This is a genomic window from Mucilaginibacter polytrichastri, assembly GCF_001911425.1.
Lineage (GTDB): Bacteria > Bacteroidota > Bacteroidia > Sphingobacteriales > Sphingobacteriaceae > Mucilaginibacter > Mucilaginibacter polytrichastri.
Genome location: NZ_MPPL01000001.1, coordinates 1,361,181 through 1,380,307 on the forward strand (window position 1 = coordinate 1,361,181; position 19,127 = coordinate 1,380,307).

Here is a 19,127-nt window from a genome sequence, read left to right on the forward strand (position 1 = left end):
TGAATACTGAGTTAGTGAATGAGTGAGTTAAAGCTTCATCCTGGAGTTTAGTTTATTCATTTACTAACTTATACTTTACAAACCGAAACTAATTTCACTAACGCATTCATCACACAAAACTCACAACTGATATGAAATCTATCTGCGTATTCTGTGGCGCCAATTTTAACGGCGACCCGGCTTTAAGTGCTGCTATTGACCAACTTGCCGAAGTAATGGTGAGCCGTAACACCTGCCTTATTTTTGGCGGTGGCAGGGTAGGTGTGATGGGGTTGCTGGCCAATGCGGTTATAGACCGTGGCGGGAAAGCCATTGGTGTGATCCCGGAGTTTCTGATGAATAAAGAAGTTGGGCATACCGGCCTTACCGAGCTGCACATTGTAGAGAATATGCATCAGCGCAAGCAAATGATGAATGATTTGTGCGATGGTATTATTATGCTTCCCGGTGGTTTTGGTACACTCGAAGAATTTTTTGAAGTTTTAACCTGGCTGCAGCTTGGTTTACACCAAAAGCCCATCGGCATTTTAAATGTAAACGGGTTTTACGATTTTCTGTTAAAACAGATGGATGTAATGGTAGCGCAAAAGTTTCTGAAACCCATTAACCGCCAATTGGTAATTACCTCAACAGATGCTATTGAATTGGTAAACCTGATGGATAATTTCAAAGCCGAACCTGATGAGGTGTGGTTTAAGGACAGAAATTTAATTTAAAAAGTACCTGTCTTCCCGAAACAAGTTTAGCACAACGGTTGGGTGAAAATTATCCCTATAAAACCTCTATCACATCAGGTATATAAACATGGGCTGCCCAGATATCCAGCATGCCTTCAATCTGAATAATTCGCGCAGCTAAAATCTTCATGCACTCATACCGGGCTGTAGATTTTAAATGCGTATTATCAAATCCCAGAAAATCAAACTGAATATGCATATCGAGTGCTGCTTTTTTTAAATGCTGCTCGGTCAATAGTTTTGCAATAGTGGTTTCAATAGGTTTCATAACAATTAGTATCAACGCTGAGTTTTTAATAGTTCAGGTTCTTCGTAATCGCTCAGATTAAAGATCGGGTCTATTATAAAGGTGAAATTCTGGAGTTCGCCCGGCTTAATGTCAAATAGTTTTTCGAGTATCACAACCTTTTCGTGAGGGATATCCTGCTTATCGTCAAATTTTATTTTTCGATAATTATTGAATGTTTTCTGACTGATATTTAGCAGCTGGGGCACAATAAGTATCGCTTTCCGGTAATCCTTAACATTTAATTTGTTAAGCATGTCATTAATACGGTACTTAAAAACTGTTTTAGTCATCGTTTTTTAAGTAAAATTTTTCTATGTTTAGGCAAAGTTTTGCACAACTAAGCAAAAGTAAAGTTAAGTAATAGCCCAATAAACCCGAACTTTTTTATATTATTTGATGCACATGTCTGATAATCAACATGATATTTTTTTTGCACGGATAGAGCAGAATATCCGTCAGCATGCAAAGCATCAAAAAATTACCTTGTCCGAACTTTCGTCGGGTATTGATATGACCGAGGCCGGTTTTTACAAAATGCTTTCTACAGAAAGTGTAAAAGTAAAAACACTTCGTAAAATTGCTGAAGTTTTAAAACTTCCCATTCAACTGTTTTTTGAAGAATGTACCTTAACTAAAAACGTTAATGGATATATCAGGAAATCAGAACCGAATGAATTACCAAACCAGGCTGAGTATCTGACAGAGCGTGACGCCCTTAAAAAGCAGATAGAGTTGCTGGAAAGCCAGATTAACGATAAGAATAAGATTATTGAACTAATGGGCAAAAAGTAACTTTAACAAGCTACACCGGTATAGGTACTACCACCACTTTAACTTTTCTGAACCATAATAACGCCTTAACCCGCTCAATGGCGTTATATTTTTTGCACAAATAAATTACGGTTAGTATTAGCATAATTGGTATGTGTAAGTAACGAAAAATATTTAATGTTTATTATAATATTATTATGTTATTCCTTTAAGGCGTTCATAATACCATGCTTATAAATTGCTTATATTGTAAGCATGAAAAACATATTTTACCTGTTATTTCTAATCACAATTACTACGGCATCGGCGCAGGATACCTTATTATTACATCAGCGCATGATTTTGGCCGATACCCACAACGATGCATTTTCTAACCAGGTAATTACCGGCGCCAACCTTGCCCAAAAGCAACCCAATGGTAATTTTGACCTGGTAAGGGCCAAAGCGGGAGGGCTGGATGTTCAGGTGTTTTCTATCTGGTGCGGGCCGCAGTATGGGCATGGTACTGCCTACGCTTTTGCGAACCGCGAAATTGATTCGTTGTACGCCCTTATTGCCCGCAACCCCGATCAGATACAACTGGTTAAAAATGCGCATGATTTGGCAAAAGCCGTATCCCGCAAAAAGCTGGCAGCTTTAATAGGAGTTGAAGGCGGCCACATGATAGAAGATAGGTTAGATTATATTGATAGCCTGGCCAGAAGGGGCATGCGTTACTTAACCCTCACCTGGAACAATAGCACCCCATGGGCAACATCGGCCAAAGAAGAACGCTTTAAGGCCGATTCGTTGCCGCATTTGGGTTTAACAGATTTTGGTAAGGATGTGGTGCACCGCTTAAATAGTTTAGGCGTAATGGTTGATGTGTCGCATGTAGGCGAACGCACTTTTTATGATGTATTGGCTACTACAACCAAGCCGGTAATTGCTTCGCACAGTTGTGTGTATGCACTTTGCCCGCACCAGCGCAACCTCAAAGACGATCAGCTGAAAGCTATTGCCAAAAACGGCGGCGTGGTGTTTGTAAACTTTTACAGCGGGTTTTTAGACAGTACTTACTACAGTAAACAAGACCTTTTCCTCACAGCACACAAAACTGAGCTCGACTCGCTAAGTAAGGTATATCAGAATGAAGACCTGGGCATTTTTAAATTATTCGCCATTCATAAAGCAGAGACAGATTTGTTTAGGCCACCGTTAAGTTTGCTCATTAAACACATCGATTACATAGTTAAACTAATTGGTGCCGGGTACGTAGGCATCGGCTCTGATTTTGACGGAGCCGAATCTTATCCCTTGGGTATGGACAGCGTGGCAGACTACCCCAAAATAACTGCCGAGCTGATGAAGCTGCACTACAGTAATAAAGATATTCAAAATATATTGGGTGGGAATTTTGTGCGGGTATTAATGGCTAATGTGGGGAAATAGGTTGTCTGTAGTCGGTTATCTGTTGTCGGGATGAATGGACTTTTGCTGACAACTGACAACAGATAACCGACAACATAATTACTACAATATACTGACCGGTTTATTTTGGCCTGTTGCACGATAAAGTGTAAATTTGTATACTATTTTAAGGAATAAAATGTCTCAAGATACTGAACACGTAAAATGCCTGATCATTGGATCGGGTCCTGCTGGCTACACGGCTGCTATTTATGCTGCACGCGCAGATTTAAAACCGGTTTTATACACCGGTATGATCGCCGGAGGCCAGCTTACACAAACTACTGATGTGGAAAATTTTCCGGGTTATCCGCAAGGTATTATGGGCCCCGAGATGATGGAAGATTTCCGTAAGCAAGCAGAACGTTTCGGAACCGAAATTCGTTTTGGTTATGTAAGCTCGGTTGATTTTACAAGTACACCACACAAAGTAGTGGTTGACGAAACCGTTACCATACTGGCCGATACCGTAATTATATCTACCGGTGCATCAGCAAAATGGTTAGGGTTGGAGTCTGAGCAAAAATATAATGGCTTTGGCGTTTCTGCCTGCGCCGTGTGCGATGGGTTCTTTTTTAAAGGGCATGATGTTGCCCTGGTAGGCGCCGGTGATACCGCTGCCGAAGAAGCTACTTACCTGGCTAAACTTTGCCGTAAGGTATATATGCTGGTTCGCCGCGACGAGTTCCGTGCATCAAAAGCAATGGTGAGCCGTGTACTGGCCACTCCAAACATCGAAGTAGTATACAATACCGAAACCAAAGAAATTGTAGGCGATGGCCAGTCTGTTACCGGTGTGCGCGTATTAAACAATAAAACTAATGAAGAAAAGGTAATTGATGTAACCGGTTTCTTTGTAGCCATTGGCCATCACCCTAATACTGATATATTTAAAGGTATTATTGATATGGACGAAACCGGCTATATTAAAACTAAACCCGGTACTACACAAACCAACATAGAAGGCGTTTTTTGCTGCGGCGATGCACAAGACAGCGTTTACCGCCAGGCTGTAACTGCAGCAGGTACAGGCTGTATGGCAGCCTTGGAAGCCGAAAGATATTTGGCCGATAAAGAATACGCCGTTGAAGCAGAAGCCCCGGCTAAAAGTTTTTAACAAAAAATTAATAGCTTAAAAACCCCATTCGCGTAATACGAATGGGGTTTTTTTGTGCTGATCATAACCCTTTTATTTTGTCATACTGAACGAAGGGAATAATCTTTTGCGCTATTAAGATCATAATATACGGGGAAGAAAATTCTTCGTTACATTTAAAATGACATAGAATAATTTAAACATTCTGTGTTTCTCAACCAATTTTTTACATGCTTATTTACCTGTAAGTCAAAAAATCTATTAATTTCACGGCTCAAGAATAACGCTCACATAATTCTCTGATGATTAAAACTAGTTTGCTGAAATTTTTTGCCCTCTCGTTCATAGTATTTATATCAATCCCCACTAAAAATACATTTGCTCAAAGTACAGATCGCTATGCGGGTATTATCCCGGCACCGGTAACTTTGACCAAATCCCCCGGCAGCTTTGTATTAAGCCAGCAAACCAAGCTGGTGGCCGATTCTGTAACCAATAAAGCAGTGCTGTTTTTTGCCGGGTATCTAAAAAATAAATGGATGCTGAGCAATCAACTGGTGGCTAATACAGGGGGCAATTCGGCAGCCAATACCATTGTACTTACATCAGCAGGAACAGAAAATTTGCCTGCCGAAGGTTACCGCTTAACCATTACGCCGCAGCAAATAACACTGGCAGGTAAAGGTGCCGGGTTGTTTTATGGTGTGCAAACGTTAATCCAGCTTTTGCCGCTGGATCGTGCCGGCAGTACCGAATTACCTTGTTTAACGATAGAAGATTATCCGCGTTTTGGTTACCGGGGCCTCCACCTGGATGTATCGCGTCATTTCTTCTCGGTAGAAATGGTGAAGCAATACATTGACCTGATGGCCGCTTACAAGCTAAACACTTTTCACTGGCATTTAACAGACGACCAAGGCTGGCGCATCGAGATCAAGAAGTATCCTAAACTAACCACCATCGGCAGTCAGCGCGCGCAAACTGTAATTGGTAACTACCATGACCGTACACCGCAACAGTACGATAACATACCTTACGGTGGTTTTTACACGCAGGATCAGATTCGTGATGTAGTTAAATATGCTTCAGAAAGATACATCAACGTAATCCCCGAAATTGAAATGCCGGGCCACTCAGAGGCTGCATTATCTGCCTATCCCGAGTTTGGCTGCGAGCCCGATAAGCAGTACCAGGCAGCACAAACCTGGGGCGTTTTCCATGATATTTATTGCCCTACAGATAAAACCTTCGCCTTTTTAGAAGATGTGCTTACCGAAGTAATGGAACTTTTCCCATCCAAATACATCCATATCGGTGGCGATGAGGTTCCTAAAGATGCCTGGCAGCGTTCGGCTTTTTGCCAGAGCATGATTAAAAGGTTAAAGCTGAAAAATGAGCATGGCCTGCAAAGTTATTTCATTCAGCGGATAGAGAAATTTGTAAACTCAAAAGGCCGCAGTATTATCGGTTGGGACGAGATACTGGAAGGCGGCCTGGCACCCAATGCCACTGTAATGAGCTGGCGTGGCGAAGCTGGTGGCATTGAAGCAGCAAAGCAAAACCATAACGTTATTATGACACCCGGCAGCGGTGGTTTATACCTCGATAACGCCCAGGGAAAATCTGATCTGGAACCATTTGGCATTGGCGGTTATGCCCCGTTAAGTAAAACTTACAGTTATAACCCAACACCGGCTGCTTTAACGCCGGCACAGCAAAAATTTATAATAGGTGTACAAGCCAACGTTTGGACGGAGTACATCCCTACAGATGCTAAGTTGCAATACATGCTTTTGCCGCGGCTGATGGCCTTATCAGAAGTGGCCTGGTCGCCGCTGGCAAACAAGGATTATAACGATTTTTTGGAAAACCGTTTGCCTAAACAGTTGGCCATGCTGGATAAAAACAATATCAATTACCGTGTGCCAACAGCCATCGGCGCGCCCGATAGTATTATGGTGGGTTCGGCTTTAAATGTGGTATTAAAAAGCCCGGTTGCAGGTGCTAAGATCTATTACACTATTGATGGCTACACCCCGCGCGAAACCGATAATGTGTATGAGCATCCGTTTACGTTGGGTGTTCCGCAAGACCAGTACCGCCAGTTACAAACCATTGTAATTGCGCCATCTGGCCGCCGCAGTGTGGTAACAAAGGGTACCATTTATAACCGTGCGGCATTCCCGGCTATTGCTTATCAGCCAACTAAGCAGGGCTTAAAGTACCTGTTGGTTTCGGGATCTTTGGCCAATACAGACCAGATTAACACTGCGGCTGCGATTGATACAGGTATAGCCAAAGGCTTTTACACCGCCGACTTTAAAAAGGCCTTCAAAGGCGGCTTCGGTATAATATATGACGGTTATATTCGTATAGATAATGATGGGAAGTACATTTTCTCGGTAAAATCGTACGATGGCTCCGCGCTGCTGATTGATGACCAGATGATTGTGAGCAACGACAATAAGCACAGTATTTTTGAGCGTGGGGGAGAAGTGTTATTGCAAAAAGGCTATCACCGTTTTAAGGTAAAGTATTTTGATGTAGGTGCAGCAGGCTCGTTACAGATTTACTGGACAGCGCCGGGCAAAATAAAGATGGACCTTACACCAGATTACCTTTTTAATTAAGCTAATTAATTTAACTAATATAAATTATGAATTTTAAAACTATACTACTGCTTGTTGCGGCTTTTACGGGGATAGCGGCCTGCAGTCAGGATCAAAAAACTGCGCCGGCCGTAGTAATCCCTGTTGCCAAAAAGCCGGTGCTTGAAGAGCCTTTTAAATATCATAAAATGATAGAAGTATCGCCGGGCCGGTACTATGATGTGCTAAGCTGGGGTCGCGGTGCCAATGGCGGCGGTGCTTATATGATTTTACGGTCCGACTCTACAGACCAGCAATACGATACTACAACAGGCGATCTGGAAGGGCCCATACAAGATGTATTTAACGCCGACCTGGATATTGACGGTAACCCAGAAATTATAATCCAGGCTAAATCGGCCGATACCACGCGTTTTGCTAATGTTTTCGTATACGAATATAACGGTAGTAAATCACAAAAGCTGGATTTTCCGCGGTTAACCCCTTCGCAACGTAAAGGATATCGTGGCGAAGATAATATGTACATTAAAGATAGTAAACTGATGCGCCAGTTCCCTATATATGATGGCAGCGGCGCAGCAGCCAAACCAACCGGCGAAAAGCGCCTGCTGGAATATAGCCTGCATAGCAACAGCTTTTCGGTACGTACAGTTAGCTCGGATACTACAAGCAGCAATAGCAAAAAAACAATTGTAACCCCAGCACCTGCAACAACCCAGGCACCTGTAGTGAAAAAACATAGCGAGCGTAAAAAAACATCGACAAAGAAACATAGTTCAGAAAAGAAGTCATCGCACAAAACAGAAACCAAAAAGAAACATAAGAAGCACCATAGTTCTAACTAGGTAATTTTATTGATAAAATCATAACAAATTACCCCGTCAATTAATTAACTGTTTAACTTTTCTTTGTGGAAAATCCAACCAACTGATATACTATTGAATCAAGCTGATAAATGTTTTAACATATAAATTGTTTGCTGGCGCAGCCTTTCGCAACAATTGCTGTAGTTACTTCGTAAAACAGGCCTACTTAAAGGTTTTTAACCTCTGCGTCTGTTTCGATGGTCAAAAGAATATTAGTTTACTGGATAGTTGCTGCATTGTTTCTGCATTTTAACGCAGTAGCATGTGTAAGTAAAGATATTGCAGTAACCCCGGCCAACATTGATTCACTTAACGAGCGTGCTTACAGGCAAATTCATACCAATTTGGCTCAAACACTTCTGTTACTTACAGATGCCGAGCAACTGTGTATAAAAACTAATTATAGAAAAGGGCTGGCTGTAAATTATTTGTACCAGGCCGAGGTATTTAATCAGCGCGGATACGCCAAAAGAGCATTGGTTTTATACAATCACGCCATTGATCTGAGCCGTGAGGATAAAGACGATTACAATGTTGCCCGTGGTGAAGAACACCTGAGTTCGATGCAGCGAAACCTGGGGAATTTGAAAGAAGCCGAACGGCTGCTCAACAGCAGCTTAAACATCCTGAGTAAATTAAATAAGCCCATTGAACTGGTTAACCTGCAACAGCGCATGGGGGTGCTCAAGGAGAAACAAAATAAGCATGATGAGGCACTTGCCTTGTATAATAGCAGTTGGCGGCTTGCCCGGAAGATCAATTACCTGTATGGCGAAAAGAAAAGCTATTTTGACCGTGCCGAGCTTTATGCTGATCTAAACAATGCAGATTCGGCCGTTTATTATTACAATAAAACCCTGCGAATTGATACCCTTACTAAAGACCAGTTTGGCAAAACGCTGTCTTACATTGGGCTAAGTAGGTTATACTTAAAAAATAAGCAGTACAGTAAAGCCATTGGCTATGCTGATGTTGCACAAGGCTATGCCGATAGTATACATGCCCAACGCTTGTTGGTGCAGGCCATAGAGTTGTTGCTTAAAGCTTATGGCGAAAAAAAGGATCTGCTTGCCATTACTCAATGGCAGCAAAAACTGTTAGGAGTTGAACGTGCCAACAGCGAAACCAATAAAAATGATGCGGTACTTTTTATAGAAGTGCTGAAGCAGCAGCAAGAAAAACAACTGGCTATTCAAAAACAGATCTCTGAGATACAGAAAGAGTCGCAAACTAAAAGTATTGTGCTGCTTTGTACCTTTATTATTATGCTTATTGTGGTACTGCTTGTATTCTCAATAAGCCATAATTATAAAAAAGCCAAGGTATACGCCTTAGAGCTGGATGAGAAAAACAGGCAGATAAATCAGCATGCCAATTCGGTTGCGCAGCTTAATAAAAAAATACTGGGTCAGAATACGATACTGGAAGAAGATAACCGGCTTAAAAACAGGCTGCTGTCAATCATCTCGCACGATTTAAGGCACCCGCTTACCAATACAAAAAGCATTATCGATTTAATTAACCTTAACCTGGTAAGCAACCAGGAGGCAACCCACCTTTATCAGCATCTGGAAACACAGTATACCCGGGCTATTACCTTACTTGATAATCTTTTATACTGGATTAAAAGCCAGGTACACGATGGTAGGGTAGAAAAGGTAGAAGTAAACCTGCACCAGATGATTAACGCACTGGTAGAGGAACAAAAGCTGTCTTTACAGAAAAAAGAGATCGAAGTATTTAACCTCATAAGCCTCGAACCCGAAATTTATGCCGAAAAGGAGTTGCTGAAAATTATTTTCCGTAACCTGCTTACCAATGCCATTAAATTTACCAACCATTACGGCGCTATCCAGTTTTTATCAGAAATAAACGGCTCTGATATTAAAATTATGGTACGAGATAACGGTGTAGGTATGAACCCTGATACTTTGAGCCGTGTACAAGGCCTGAGCCACTATACATCGCGCGGTACAGCAGGCGAAGAAGGCAGCGGGATGGGCCTGATGCTGATTCGCGACCTGATTAAAAAAATAAACGGTGCAATGGTCATAGAAAGCCAACTTGGCGAGGGGAGTACATTTACAGTATCGCTTACCCATGTTAATGCCCCTTATTATCACTTAAGCCATATTGACGATCAGCCGGCTTAGCCTTTTATATCCAACCGGATGCTCAACTCATTACTTAATCATTTTTGTTAAATTCAATATTAATTACTTGCCGGCCTTAATTGCTGCCACAATTTTGCATATTTGAAATGAGGCTATACTTTTAAGATGCAGTTTGTTTATCCGGCTTTTTTATTTGCTCTTTTTGCTTTAATTATACCTGTGATTATTCACCTGTTTAATTTCAGGCGGTACCATAAAGTGTATTTTAGTAATGTGCAGTTTTTAAAAGAGGTGCAGGAGCAGCAGGCATCGGGCCGTAATTTAAAAGAGCGGTTAATACTGGCCTCCCGTTTATTGGCACTTACTTTTTTAGTTTTTGCTTTTGCCCGACCATATATTCCCGGTGCCCTTACAACCAAACCCGGCCAGCAGCAAATAGTAAGCATTTTTGTAGATAATTCTTACTCGATGCAGGCACTTAGCCGTGAGGGTACATTGCTTGATGAAGCCCGCGCCCGGGCCAAAGAAATTGCCCAAACGTATAATATCAACACCCGTTTCCAGATCCTGACGCAGGATTTTGATGGCAAGCATCAGCGTTTGCTCAGCCGCGACGAGTTTAATGATGCTGTAGATGCCATTAAGATAAGTGCGCAAAGCCGCGGTATGCAGGCCATAATTAACAGGCAGCAAAGTTTGTTGCAAACACAGGGCAATGCAAAAAGCTCGGCATTCGTGGTGTCTGATTTTCAAAAGAATATGGGGAGCGGCAAGCTAACGTTAGATACCGCCCTCAATGTTAATTTTATTCAGCTAAAAGCCAACCCGCTCCCCAATATAGCTGCGGATAGTGTTTGGCTGCTTAGTGCAGTTCATCGCCCCGGCGAAAGCGAAAAGCTGGTTATCCGCCTGCATAATTATGCAGATGAAAAAGCGGTTAATGTACCACTGAAATTATTGATTAACGGTGCGCAAAAAGCGTTGGGCAGTTATACAATAAATCCCAACTCAACCCAAATTGATACGCTGTCTTTCTCTGGCCTCCAAGCCGGCTGGCAGCGCGCCGAGTTGCAATTGCAGGATAACCCCGTAACATTTGACAACCAATTTTATTTTAGCTTTTATGTGCAGGCGCAAATGCCGATACTGTTGATAAGCGGCGATAAACCCGATATATACCTTAACGCCGCTTTTGGCAGCGATACTTTCTTCAAGGTTACACAAACCACCGATGGGCATGTAGATTATAGCAGCCTGCAGCAATACCCGCTTATTGCCATTAGCAATGTTAAAACTGTTTCGGGTGGCTTGGCACAACAGCTTAAAGTGTATGTGCAAAAAGGAGGTACGTTAGCCTTTTTTCCGGCTGCGGATGCAGATCTGGGGAGTTATCAATCATTGTTGCAGCCGCTTAACGCCGCCTATCCCGAGAAACTGGTTAAGGAGGCAACCAAAGTATCGGCTATTAATTTAAAAGCTCAAGTGTATCGAAACACATTTGAAAATATGCCTCAAAATCCCGATTTGCCGCAGGTAAAGAGTTATTATCAGCTCAATAATAATTTATCTGCAGGAGGCGAAAAATTACTGATGCTATCGGGTAATCAGCCCTTTTGGGAACAGTTTAAATACAGGCAGGGCAAGGTTTATGTAAGTACTGTGCCGCTAGACGAAACCTTTAGTAACCTGCCCAAACACGCGCTTTTTGTAACCACCATGTTAAGGATTGCCTTGTTGAGCGGCCACGATCAGCCCTTATATTATACTCTTGGCAATAGCGAATCGATAGAAACTGCGCCGGTGCAAATAGGCCCTAATGAGATTTTAACCCTAGTGCAGGGCGACCAGAAGATTATCCCTGATGTTCGCAGGCAGGAGGGAAGCACGCTGCTTTATCTGTCAGACCAGTTGCACAAACCTGGTCATTACCAATTGATAAAGCAGGATAGCACTGTGCAGTGGCTGGCGTTTAACAATAACCGGTCAGAGTCTGATCTGCATTACTTAACCAGGGCCCGGTTGCAAAATATGCTGCCTAAAAAGAGCATTGTATTAGCTCCCGGAGACGCTTCCATAAAAACGATGCTTTCCGAATCAAATTTTGGCTTACAATTATGGAAACTTTGCATACTTTTGGCATTGATTTTTCTGGCAGCCGAAATCGTGTTAATCAGGTTTTACAAACCGGGTAAAACAGTAGTTTCTTAAAGCCGGAGAAATTATCACATTATTGGCTACAAATCAACATTCATGAATTTGCTCATCAAATCTGCTACCGTTGTTGACCCAAACTCTCCCTTTCATCAGCAGGTTACCGATATTTTAATTGAAAACGGTGTAATTACCCAAATTGGTAATGATATTACATCAGATGCAGAAACTTTTGATGCCGCAGGCAAATACCTGCTGCCCGGTTTCTTTGATCTGAACTGTAACATCGGCGAACTCGGTTATGAAACCAAGGAAGACCTGCATACAGGTACAGCTGCGGCTGCCTCGGGTGGTTTTACAGGGATAGCGCTGATGCCTAACACGCAAAAGCCAGTACACTCTAAAGCAGAGGTAGAATACCTGGTTAATAAATCGAAAGGCAGCCTGGTTGATGTGGTTCCGCTGGGGGCCATCTCTTACAAACGCGAAGGCAAGGATATGGCCGAAATGTACGACATGCTGCAAAGCGGCGCTCGTGCATTTACAGATGGTAACCACCCCGTACAGGATGCCGGCCTGATGGAACGCGCCCTGCTTTATGCCCACGGGTTTAACGCGCTGATATTTTCGTATCCCGAAGATACCGCTATTGCAGGCAAAGCCAAGGTTAACGAAGGCGAAGTAAGTACCCTGTTAGGTATGAAGGGCATCCCTTCGCTGGCAGAAGAACTGATGGTGGCCCGGGATCTTTATCTGGCCGAATACACCAATTCTCCGATCCACTTCTCTACCATATCTACCTGGCGCTCGGTCGACCTTATCAGGCAGGCGCGCTTACGCGGCTTGCAGGTTACCTGCGATGTGGCTGCACACCACCTGGTACTAACTGATGATGCCCTTACAGGCTTTGACAGCCAATATAAAGTAAAACCACCGCTACGCATCCGTCAAGATATTGATGCGCTGATAGCTGGTTTAAAAGACGGTACTATTGATGCTATTGTGTCGCAGCATACCCCGCACGAGATAGAATATAAAGATGTAGAGTTTGAGATGGCCGAATTTGGGATCATCGGTTTACAAACCACTTTTATACTGGCTCTTAAAGCAGGCTTACCGGTAGAGGTGATTGTAGAAAAGCTATCGGTAAATCCGCGTAAAATAATGAGTATGCCAACCATCAGCATTGATGTGGATGCCGATGCTAATTTTGCCCTGGTTGATACAGATTTAGAATGGACCTACACACGCCAGAATAATTTTTCAAAATCGTACAATTCGCCATTTATTGGTGAAACGTTAAAGGGGCAGGTATTATTAACAGGTAACAATAATCAACTCTTTAAATTGTAGTTTTTTCCGGCTTATTATAAATTAAAACCTGCCGGGAAAATAATAAATACAACAAAACTGTAACATAATAGTATTATCAATTACTAATATAAAAGAAATGACAGACCCAAAAATTCACGCGGCTATTCGTGCTGCTTTGCAGGCGTTTAACAAGTATCACCCGGTTGAGGCTGTTGCCGAAGCCCGGTTTGATGAAGCTTTTGCTTCTGACAAAGATTTTTTAAGCAAGGTTGATGATGTGGATGCCGTTTTTGACGATATGCCGCAACTGGAGCCCCTGCGCGAAATTTTCTTCGATTTACTGATGATTAACTTCTTTAGCGCTGATGTAAAGAAACTGGAAGAAGATTACCTCGAAACACAGGAATGGGAAGACATTGAGGAAGAAACCCTTGACCGTGGTACCGAGCTATTGAACCTGCTGCTATACCTTAACGAGTGCCGCGACGAAGAAATAGAACCATCATTAGAGGATTACCTGAAAGAATTTTTATTGGTAGACGAAGATGAATTTCAGGACGAATACAGCATTTACGAGCCGGTAATTGCAAACCAGATACTGATAGAAAGCCCGGCAAGCGAGATTAAAAGGGTAGCACTTGGCCTGCCTGAAGATTCTGAACTGAAAGAGCTTTTTTACCCGATGATGGTATTTTTTCAGGATGTGCAAAACGGCGAAAGTTCGTCTGCAGATTTTATTGCCAATGCTGTTGACCCTGCTTTTGATTCGGCAGTTTACAGTATATTAGATACGTTTGAATAATAAACAACAATAACCTAACCGCAAAAATTATGACAGTTCCGGACAACGAGATCAGAAAAAAAGGCGCCACAAGTGGTATACTGCTTGGTGTAATTTTAATGATGCTTAATATTTTTTCCTTTTATTTTATCACCACTATTGCTACCTCATTCTGGATGATCTCCTTCGGGCCCATCATTTTTTCGGTATTACTGCCGTTAATAGTTGCCGGTGTGTTTTGCAGCGATCTGCGTAAAAAGTTGGGTGGTTACTGGACCTTTAAACAAGCTACCACTGCTATATTTATGATGATGCTGGTTTCGTACGCTATTACCTATCTGGGCGCAAACGTTCTGTTTGGTAAAGTAGTAGAGCCGCACATGATTGAAAAAACCCAGACAGCCATAATTGGTGCCACCACCCAGATGATGGAAAAACAAGGTGTTGAACAGGGAAAAATTGATGACCAGGTTGAAAAAATGCAAAAGCAATTTGCATTGCAAACAGATACTTCGCCGGTTAAAGTTTTAACAGGTATTGCCGTTTCGCTGATCTTTATTTTTGTACTGGCACTTATTTTTGCGGCTATCTTTAAAAAAGATCCACCCTTGTTTGATATCGCAGCGCTGGAGCAAGAGGCAGACCCGACTGTATAAATAGCTATTAATTAAGAGGATATAATACTGGGAGGCACAAAATTTTTTGTGTCTCTTTTTTGTTTACAGCAGGGAGACACAAAAAATTGTGCCTCTACATAAAATTATTTTAATCCTTACACCGCGTATCCATAATACTGAAATACTTGATATGTGCCGGGATTGGTTGTGGCTTTTCCATGAAGCCTTGCACCGCAAATATGCCGATATATTTAGGTTGAATATCCAGGTCTTTACTCAACACCTCTTTATAGGCGAAGTTTTCTCTTTGGCCCATTGAATATAAAAAGCGAAAATGATTTCCGTTCTTTTCGATTTTTAAGGCAGATCGCTGCATATTCCGGCTTACTAGTTTGGCCTGCTCGTCAGTAAATGTTAATGCCGGGAAGTGTGCTATTTCTTCGGGCTTATTTAAATCGGCAGGGTTGGAGCTAATGGCCTGGATGATAATCTCATTTGGCTTCTTATACCCGTTAAAATAATCGTTATAAGCAACTGATAGTCTTACACTTTTACTGGTTAAAGTGCTGTCTTCTAAGAGCAAAATGCCTGCCTGCTGCCGGTTTTGTAAAGGAAAAAACTCATCTAAACGTAACTCTGCCACAAAGCAATCTGAAGTTAGTTCTCTAATCAGCAAATTTCTAATAGCGGGCTTGTGCGTTGAATCTGCCCAGTTATCGCCCGGGAGCATGTACAACGTAAGCTGGCCAGATCGCTGGTAGCGTTTGTTCCACCAGGTTGTGTCCTTATCTTTAATAATCCAGCCGTTTTGGGTTAATACGTTTTCGTTAACCGTCCGGAAAGCTTCCTTAAAATAATTATCAGATGATTTTTGATAAACCCTGATCATCAGGATGGCACCAACAATAATGATAACAATAAAAGCAACAAAAGCCAGCAGTTTTATCACCGGAACAGAAACTTTACGTGGTTGTATTACAGGGACAGCCAAACTGCTTTTATACTGAAACCACCAGGGGTAATGGCCTTCATTATCTTTTCGCTGAATATCGTTGCTGTAGGGTGCGTTTAAAATATAGCGGGCCAAAGTATCCAATGTAGCAATGGGTGGATGCTCTGACTTATCATCCAAATCATTTACTACATAGATGGAATAGTTTTTAAGGCTTTCAGCATCAATAACCAGGCCTGTTAACTCGAAAATCTGGCTGGCTAAATGCCTGCTCTCCGTCTCAGAAAGGGGAGCCTCCAGCGGGTGGCCGAAGCACTTTTGGCAAGCCTCTTTAAATAAGCTGATGAAAGCTGCATCGTTCAAATCCCTCATGGCTGGTTTGTTGTTATCGGTGTTCAGGTTTCCTGTGTAATGCTACAGATCTCCGTATAAGTTCCGCATTCGCGAAATGCACAGGGCACATTTGTATCGGTTCAAAAATCACGCCGATCAATAACTAATGTATGAAATTTATGGCTCTAATTCTGTCGATGCTTTTTTGTGTAGATACATTTTCGCAAACCTTGCAATTACATTACGATCTAAGACACACAATTGACACTAAGCGTTATTTCCTAATGCAACTGCCACAAGCCGGAGGGTAGAATAACTAATTATACAATGGCCCCTACATTTTAGGTTTAAGGTAGGTTTGCTGTTGCGTCAGTTTGGCAATCTGGAGCTGTCCTTACGTTTACTTTCATCGGTAACCGTATTAATGAAATCGGAAACGCTGCCTGCTGTTTCGGTGGTTTTATTTTGCCATAGGTTTGCCTACCGAAAGTAAATTTAACAAAAAAACCTGTTTGAAAATCAAACAGGTTTTAGATCGTAGAGGTACAATGCTTTGTGTCTCTATGGGATAGTTATTTTTTACCTACGTGTTTCAGGATATCGTTACCAAAAACAAATACCATTAACGTAACTAAGATTACGAAGCCTACAATTTGAGCGCGCTCTAAAAATTTATCGCTCAGCGGTTTACCCTTAATCATTTCAATAATGAGGAACAGGGCATGGCCACCATCCAATGCAGGGATAGGCAACAGGTTCATTAAGGCCAGTGCCATTGATAGCAAGCCTACAAGGCTCCAAAAATGCCCCCAGTCAATGTGGCTGCCAAATAATGTTGCAATGCCTACAGGGCCTGTAAATGCCTTGCCCGCCTTAACTTCGCCTTTAAATACTTTACCTAAGCCCTGGGCATTATCAGCAAATGTGCCCCATGCTTTTGAGGCACCTATAGGTAATGCTCCTATAAAGCCAAATTTAATGTTTTTAATCGTCGGCTCATCGTGTGTAAGAGCTATGCCGTAGTTGCCATCAGCAAAGCCAAGGGTACCTTCTTTATTTACTGCCGAGGTTAACGATAGCGTATCATTATGGCGCTTAACCAGCAATTTTACTTCTTTATTTTTGTATTGCTTAATCTGGGTGCCCATCTCGTCCCAGAAATTAATAGCAACGCCGTTAACAGCCTTAATGCTATCGCCTTTAAGCAAACCAGCTTTGGCTGCATAGCTATTGGGTACCACAGAGTCAATAGCAAATTTAGTGCGCAGTTTTACAAATTCGCCAATACCGTAATCAGACACATCATTTAAAATGTTGGCAGGTACCTTAACAATTGTATCGTGACCGTTACGATTCACAGTAAGTTCGGTATTGCCCATTAGCACTTTAGAGCTAATCAGTTCATCGAAACGAACAATAGGCTTGCCGTTAACAGCCGTAATTTTATCGCCGGCCTGTAACCCAATTTTTTTACCCACAACGCCCGGTACAACACCATATTTAACACTATCATTAGGTACATAGCTTTCACCATATTTAAGGGTAAGCATCCAGAAAATAAGGATACCCAATACAATGTTAACGGTAACACCACCCAGCATTACAATTAAACGTTGCCAGGCCGGTTTTGAGCGAAATTCCCAGGGTTGTGGCGGGCCAGCTAACTGATCGGTATCCATAGATTCATCGATCATGCCGGCAATTTTTACATAACCGCCCAAGGGCAGCCATCCAATACCATACTCAACACCTTTATAATTGAATTTAAACAGCTTAATATTCCAGGCATCAAAAAACAGGTAGAACTTCTCTACCTTGATACCGAAAGCACGTGCAGCCACAAAGTGCCCTAACTCGTGCAAAATCACTAAAATTGAAAGGCCCAGTATTAACTGGCCTACCATAATCACTATACTCATTCTTTATTTTATGTCAAATATGTTAATGCCTTAGGCATCTGGTTTACTAATTTTTGCGCTAAGATGCGTGTTTCTTTGTCAGTATTCAAATAATCATCCAAAACAGGGTTAGCTATGTAAGGCATTTGCTGCATGCAGGTTTCAATTACATCGCTCATTGCCAAAAAGCCCAGCTCATTGTTCAAAAATCCTGCTACGGCTATCTCATTTGCCGCATTAATTATACATGGAGCATTACCGCCTTTATTTAAAGCAGTATAAGCTAATTGTAGATTACGGAATGTTTGGATATCCGGTTTTTCGAAGCTGAGATTAGGATAGGCCATAAAATCAAACCTTTTAAACTGGTTGGGTACCCGGTTTGGGTAAGTTAGGGCATATTGTATCGGCAATTTCATATCTGGCAGGCCCATTTGCGCTTTAATAGAGCCATCCTGAAACTGCACCATAGAATGGATGATAGATTGCGGATGAATTACCACATCAATCTGATCGAGCCTTAGATCAAACAGCCACCGGGCTTCAATTACTTCCAATCCCTTGTTCATTAACGAAGCCGAGTCGATAGTTATTTTGGCACCCATTACCCAGTTGGGGTGTTTTAAAGCTTCATTACGCGTAACATCGGCCAAAAATTCAGCAGTTTTACCACGGAAAGGGCCTCCCGATGCTGTAATGATAATCTTCTCTATCGGGTTTAATTCTTCGCCAGCCAGGCATTGAAATATGGCCGAATGCTCAGAATCTACCGGTAATAATTTAACGTTATGTTGTTTGGCAAGGGCGGTGATCAGTTCACCGGCTACCACTAAGGTTTCCTTATTGGCCAGGGCGATATCCTTACCCGCTTTAATGGCGTTGATGGTTGGCTCTAACCCAGCAAAGCCAACCATGGCAGTTAATACAATATCAATTGCAGGGTCGGTAACAATGCTTTTAACACTTTCGTGGCCGGCCATTACCTTTACATTGGTATGGGTAAGGGCTTCTTTTACCTGTATATATTTATCGGTATTGCAAATTACGGCATAGGCCGGGGCAAACTTAAGGCATTGTGCTATTAGTAGTTCTGCGTTGTTTTGTGCGGTTAAAACGTATGCTTTAAATAGTTGCGCGTTCCCGGCTATCA

16 protein-coding genes are annotated in these 19,127 nt (G+C 42.1%); 11 read left to right on the forward strand and 5 right to left on the reverse strand.

Annotated features, from left to right (window positions below; genetic code table 11):
- Window positions 1–131 precede the first annotated feature (131 nt).
- Complete coding sequence (locus RG47T_RS05995; protein ID WP_074488581.1) at window positions 132–716, forward strand: LOG family protein; 585 nt, start codon at window positions 132–134, stop codon at window positions 714–716.
- A gap of 55 nt (window positions 717–771) precedes the next feature.
- Here the strand turns inward: RG47T_RS05995 and RG47T_RS06000 are convergent, their stop codons facing one another.
- Both RG47T_RS06000 and RG47T_RS06005 read right to left on the reverse strand, forming a co-directional pair.
- Window positions 772–1,005, reverse strand: coding sequence for a hypothetical protein (locus tag RG47T_RS06000; protein ID WP_074488582.1), 234 nt, complete (start codon window positions 1,003–1,005; stop codon window positions 772–774).
- Between the two features lie 11 nt (window positions 1,006–1,016).
- Window positions 1,017–1,316 (reverse strand): hypothetical protein, encoded by a 300-nt coding sequence (locus tag RG47T_RS06005; RefSeq protein WP_074488583.1) that lies wholly within the window; start codon window positions 1,314–1,316, stop codon window positions 1,017–1,019.
- A gap of 112 nt (window positions 1,317–1,428) precedes the next feature.
- On the opposite strand from RG47T_RS06005, the gene RG47T_RS06010 reads away from it, so the two are divergent.
- The 10 genes from RG47T_RS06010 to RG47T_RS06055 all read left to right on the forward strand — a co-directional run bounded on the left by RG47T_RS06010 (window position 1,429) and on the right by RG47T_RS06055 (window position 14,833).
- A complete protein-coding gene (locus tag RG47T_RS06010; protein WP_074488584.1) occupies window positions 1,429–1,818 on the forward strand; it encodes a helix-turn-helix domain-containing protein in 390 nt (129 codons plus the stop codon).
- 234 nt (window positions 1,819–2,052) lie between these two features.
- Window positions 2,053–3,228, forward strand: coding sequence for a dipeptidase (locus RG47T_RS06015; RefSeq protein ID WP_074488585.1), 1,176 nt, complete (start codon window positions 2,053–2,055; stop codon window positions 3,226–3,228).
- 157 nt (window positions 3,229–3,385) lie between these two features.
- Window positions 3,386–4,363: a thioredoxin-disulfide reductase gene (gene trxB / locus RG47T_RS06020; protein ID WP_074488586.1), complete on the forward strand. Its 978-nt coding sequence runs from the start codon at window positions 3,386–3,388 to the stop codon at window positions 4,361–4,363.
- Window positions 4,364–4,644: 281 nt separating this feature from the next.
- Window positions 4,645–6,972, forward strand: a complete 2,328-nt coding sequence (locus RG47T_RS06025) for a family 20 glycosylhydrolase (RefSeq protein ID WP_083627312.1) — start codon at window positions 4,645–4,647, stop codon at window positions 6,970–6,972.
- A gap of 26 nt (window positions 6,973–6,998) precedes the next feature.
- Entirely contained in the window at window positions 6,999–7,796 is a 798-nt protein-coding gene (locus RG47T_RS06030; protein ID WP_074488587.1) for a hypothetical protein, read from the forward strand.
- Between the two features lie 218 nt (window positions 7,797–8,014).
- Window positions 8,015–9,970 carry an ATP-binding protein gene (locus tag RG47T_RS06035; protein ID WP_074488588.1) on the forward strand — a complete coding sequence of 652 codons (1,956 nt, stop codon included), beginning with the start codon at window positions 8,015–8,017 and terminating at the stop codon, window positions 9,968–9,970.
- Between the two features lie 126 nt (window positions 9,971–10,096).
- Window positions 10,097–12,139 carry a BatA domain-containing protein gene (locus RG47T_RS06040; protein ID WP_074488589.1) on the forward strand — a complete coding sequence of 681 codons (2,043 nt, stop codon included), beginning with the start codon at window positions 10,097–10,099 and terminating at the stop codon, window positions 12,137–12,139.
- A gap of 42 nt (window positions 12,140–12,181) precedes the next feature.
- A complete protein-coding gene (locus RG47T_RS06045; protein ID WP_074488590.1) occupies window positions 12,182–13,435 on the forward strand; it encodes a dihydroorotase in 1,254 nt (417 codons plus the stop codon).
- Window positions 13,436–13,532: 97 nt separating this feature from the next.
- Complete coding sequence (locus RG47T_RS06050; protein WP_074488591.1) at window positions 13,533–14,198, forward strand: hypothetical protein; 666 nt, start codon at window positions 13,533–13,535, stop codon at window positions 14,196–14,198.
- A 29-nt stretch (window positions 14,199–14,227) separates the two neighbouring features.
- Complete coding sequence (locus RG47T_RS06055; RefSeq protein WP_074488592.1) at window positions 14,228–14,833, forward strand: DUF4199 domain-containing protein; 606 nt, start codon at window positions 14,228–14,230, stop codon at window positions 14,831–14,833.
- Window positions 14,834–14,942: 109 nt separating this feature from the next.
- Here the strand turns inward: RG47T_RS06055 and RG47T_RS06060 are convergent, their stop codons facing one another.
- The 3 genes from RG47T_RS06060 to RG47T_RS06070 all read right to left on the reverse strand — a co-directional run.
- Complete coding sequence (locus RG47T_RS06060; protein ID WP_074488593.1) at window positions 14,943–16,118, reverse strand: hypothetical protein; 1,176 nt, start codon at window positions 16,116–16,118, stop codon at window positions 14,943–14,945.
- Window positions 16,119–16,651: 533 nt separating this feature from the next.
- Window positions 16,652–17,998, reverse strand: a complete 1,347-nt coding sequence (rseP, locus tag RG47T_RS06065) for an RIP metalloprotease RseP (RefSeq protein ID WP_074488594.1) — start codon at window positions 17,996–17,998, stop codon at window positions 16,652–16,654.
- 8 nt (window positions 17,999–18,006) lie between these two features.
- Window positions 18,007–19,127: 1-deoxy-D-xylulose-5-phosphate reductoisomerase (locus RG47T_RS06070; protein ID WP_253187499.1), on the reverse strand; the 1,121-nt coding region annotated here is incomplete at its 5' end.

What these genes read in the sequence shown, in the direction of transcription:
- RG47T_RS06040 (WP_074488589.1), top strand. Translation starts at nt 10,097, where the DNA reads ATGCAGTTTGTTTATCCGGCTTTTTTATTTGCTCTTTTTGCTTTAATT.
- RG47T_RS06045 (WP_074488590.1), top strand. Translation starts at nt 12,182, where the DNA reads ATGAATTTGCTCATCAAATCTGCTACCGTTGTTGACCCAAACTCTCCC.
- RG47T_RS06035 (WP_074488588.1), top strand. Translation starts at nt 8,015, where the DNA reads ATGGTCAAAAGAATATTAGTTTACTGGATAGTTGCTGCATTGTTTCTG.
- RG47T_RS06025 (WP_083627312.1), top strand. Translation starts at nt 4,645, where the DNA reads ATGATTAAAACTAGTTTGCTGAAATTTTTTGCCCTCTCGTTCATAGTA.
- RG47T_RS06055 (WP_074488592.1), top strand. Translation starts at nt 14,228, where the DNA reads ATGACAGTTCCGGACAACGAGATCAGAAAAAAAGGCGCCACAAGTGGT.
- rseP (WP_074488594.1), bottom strand. Translation starts at nt 17,998, where the DNA reads ATGAGTATAGTGATTATGGTAGGCCAGTTAATACTGGGCCTTTCAATT.
- RG47T_RS06010 (WP_074488584.1), top strand. Translation starts at nt 1,429, where the DNA reads ATGTCTGATAATCAACATGATATTTTTTTTGCACGGATAGAGCAGAAT.
- trxB (WP_074488586.1), top strand. Translation starts at nt 3,386, where the DNA reads ATGTCTCAAGATACTGAACACGTAAAATGCCTGATCATTGGATCGGGT.
- RG47T_RS06060 (WP_074488593.1), bottom strand. Translation starts at nt 16,118, where the DNA reads ATGAGGGATTTGAACGATGCAGCTTTCATCAGCTTATTTAAAGAGGCT.
- RG47T_RS06030 (WP_074488587.1), top strand. Translation starts at nt 6,999, where the DNA reads ATGAATTTTAAAACTATACTACTGCTTGTTGCGGCTTTTACGGGGATA.
- RG47T_RS06050 (WP_074488591.1), top strand. Translation starts at nt 13,533, where the DNA reads ATGACAGACCCAAAAATTCACGCGGCTATTCGTGCTGCTTTGCAGGCG.
- RG47T_RS05995 (WP_074488581.1), top strand. Translation starts at nt 132, where the DNA reads ATGAAATCTATCTGCGTATTCTGTGGCGCCAATTTTAACGGCGACCCG.
- RG47T_RS06015 (WP_074488585.1), top strand. Translation starts at nt 2,053, where the DNA reads ATGAAAAACATATTTTACCTGTTATTTCTAATCACAATTACTACGGCA.
- RG47T_RS06000 (WP_074488582.1), bottom strand. Translation starts at nt 1,005, where the DNA reads ATGAAACCTATTGAAACCACTATTGCAAAACTATTGACCGAGCAGCAT.
- RG47T_RS06005 (WP_074488583.1), bottom strand. Translation starts at nt 1,316, where the DNA reads ATGACTAAAACAGTTTTTAAGTACCGTATTAATGACATGCTTAACAAA.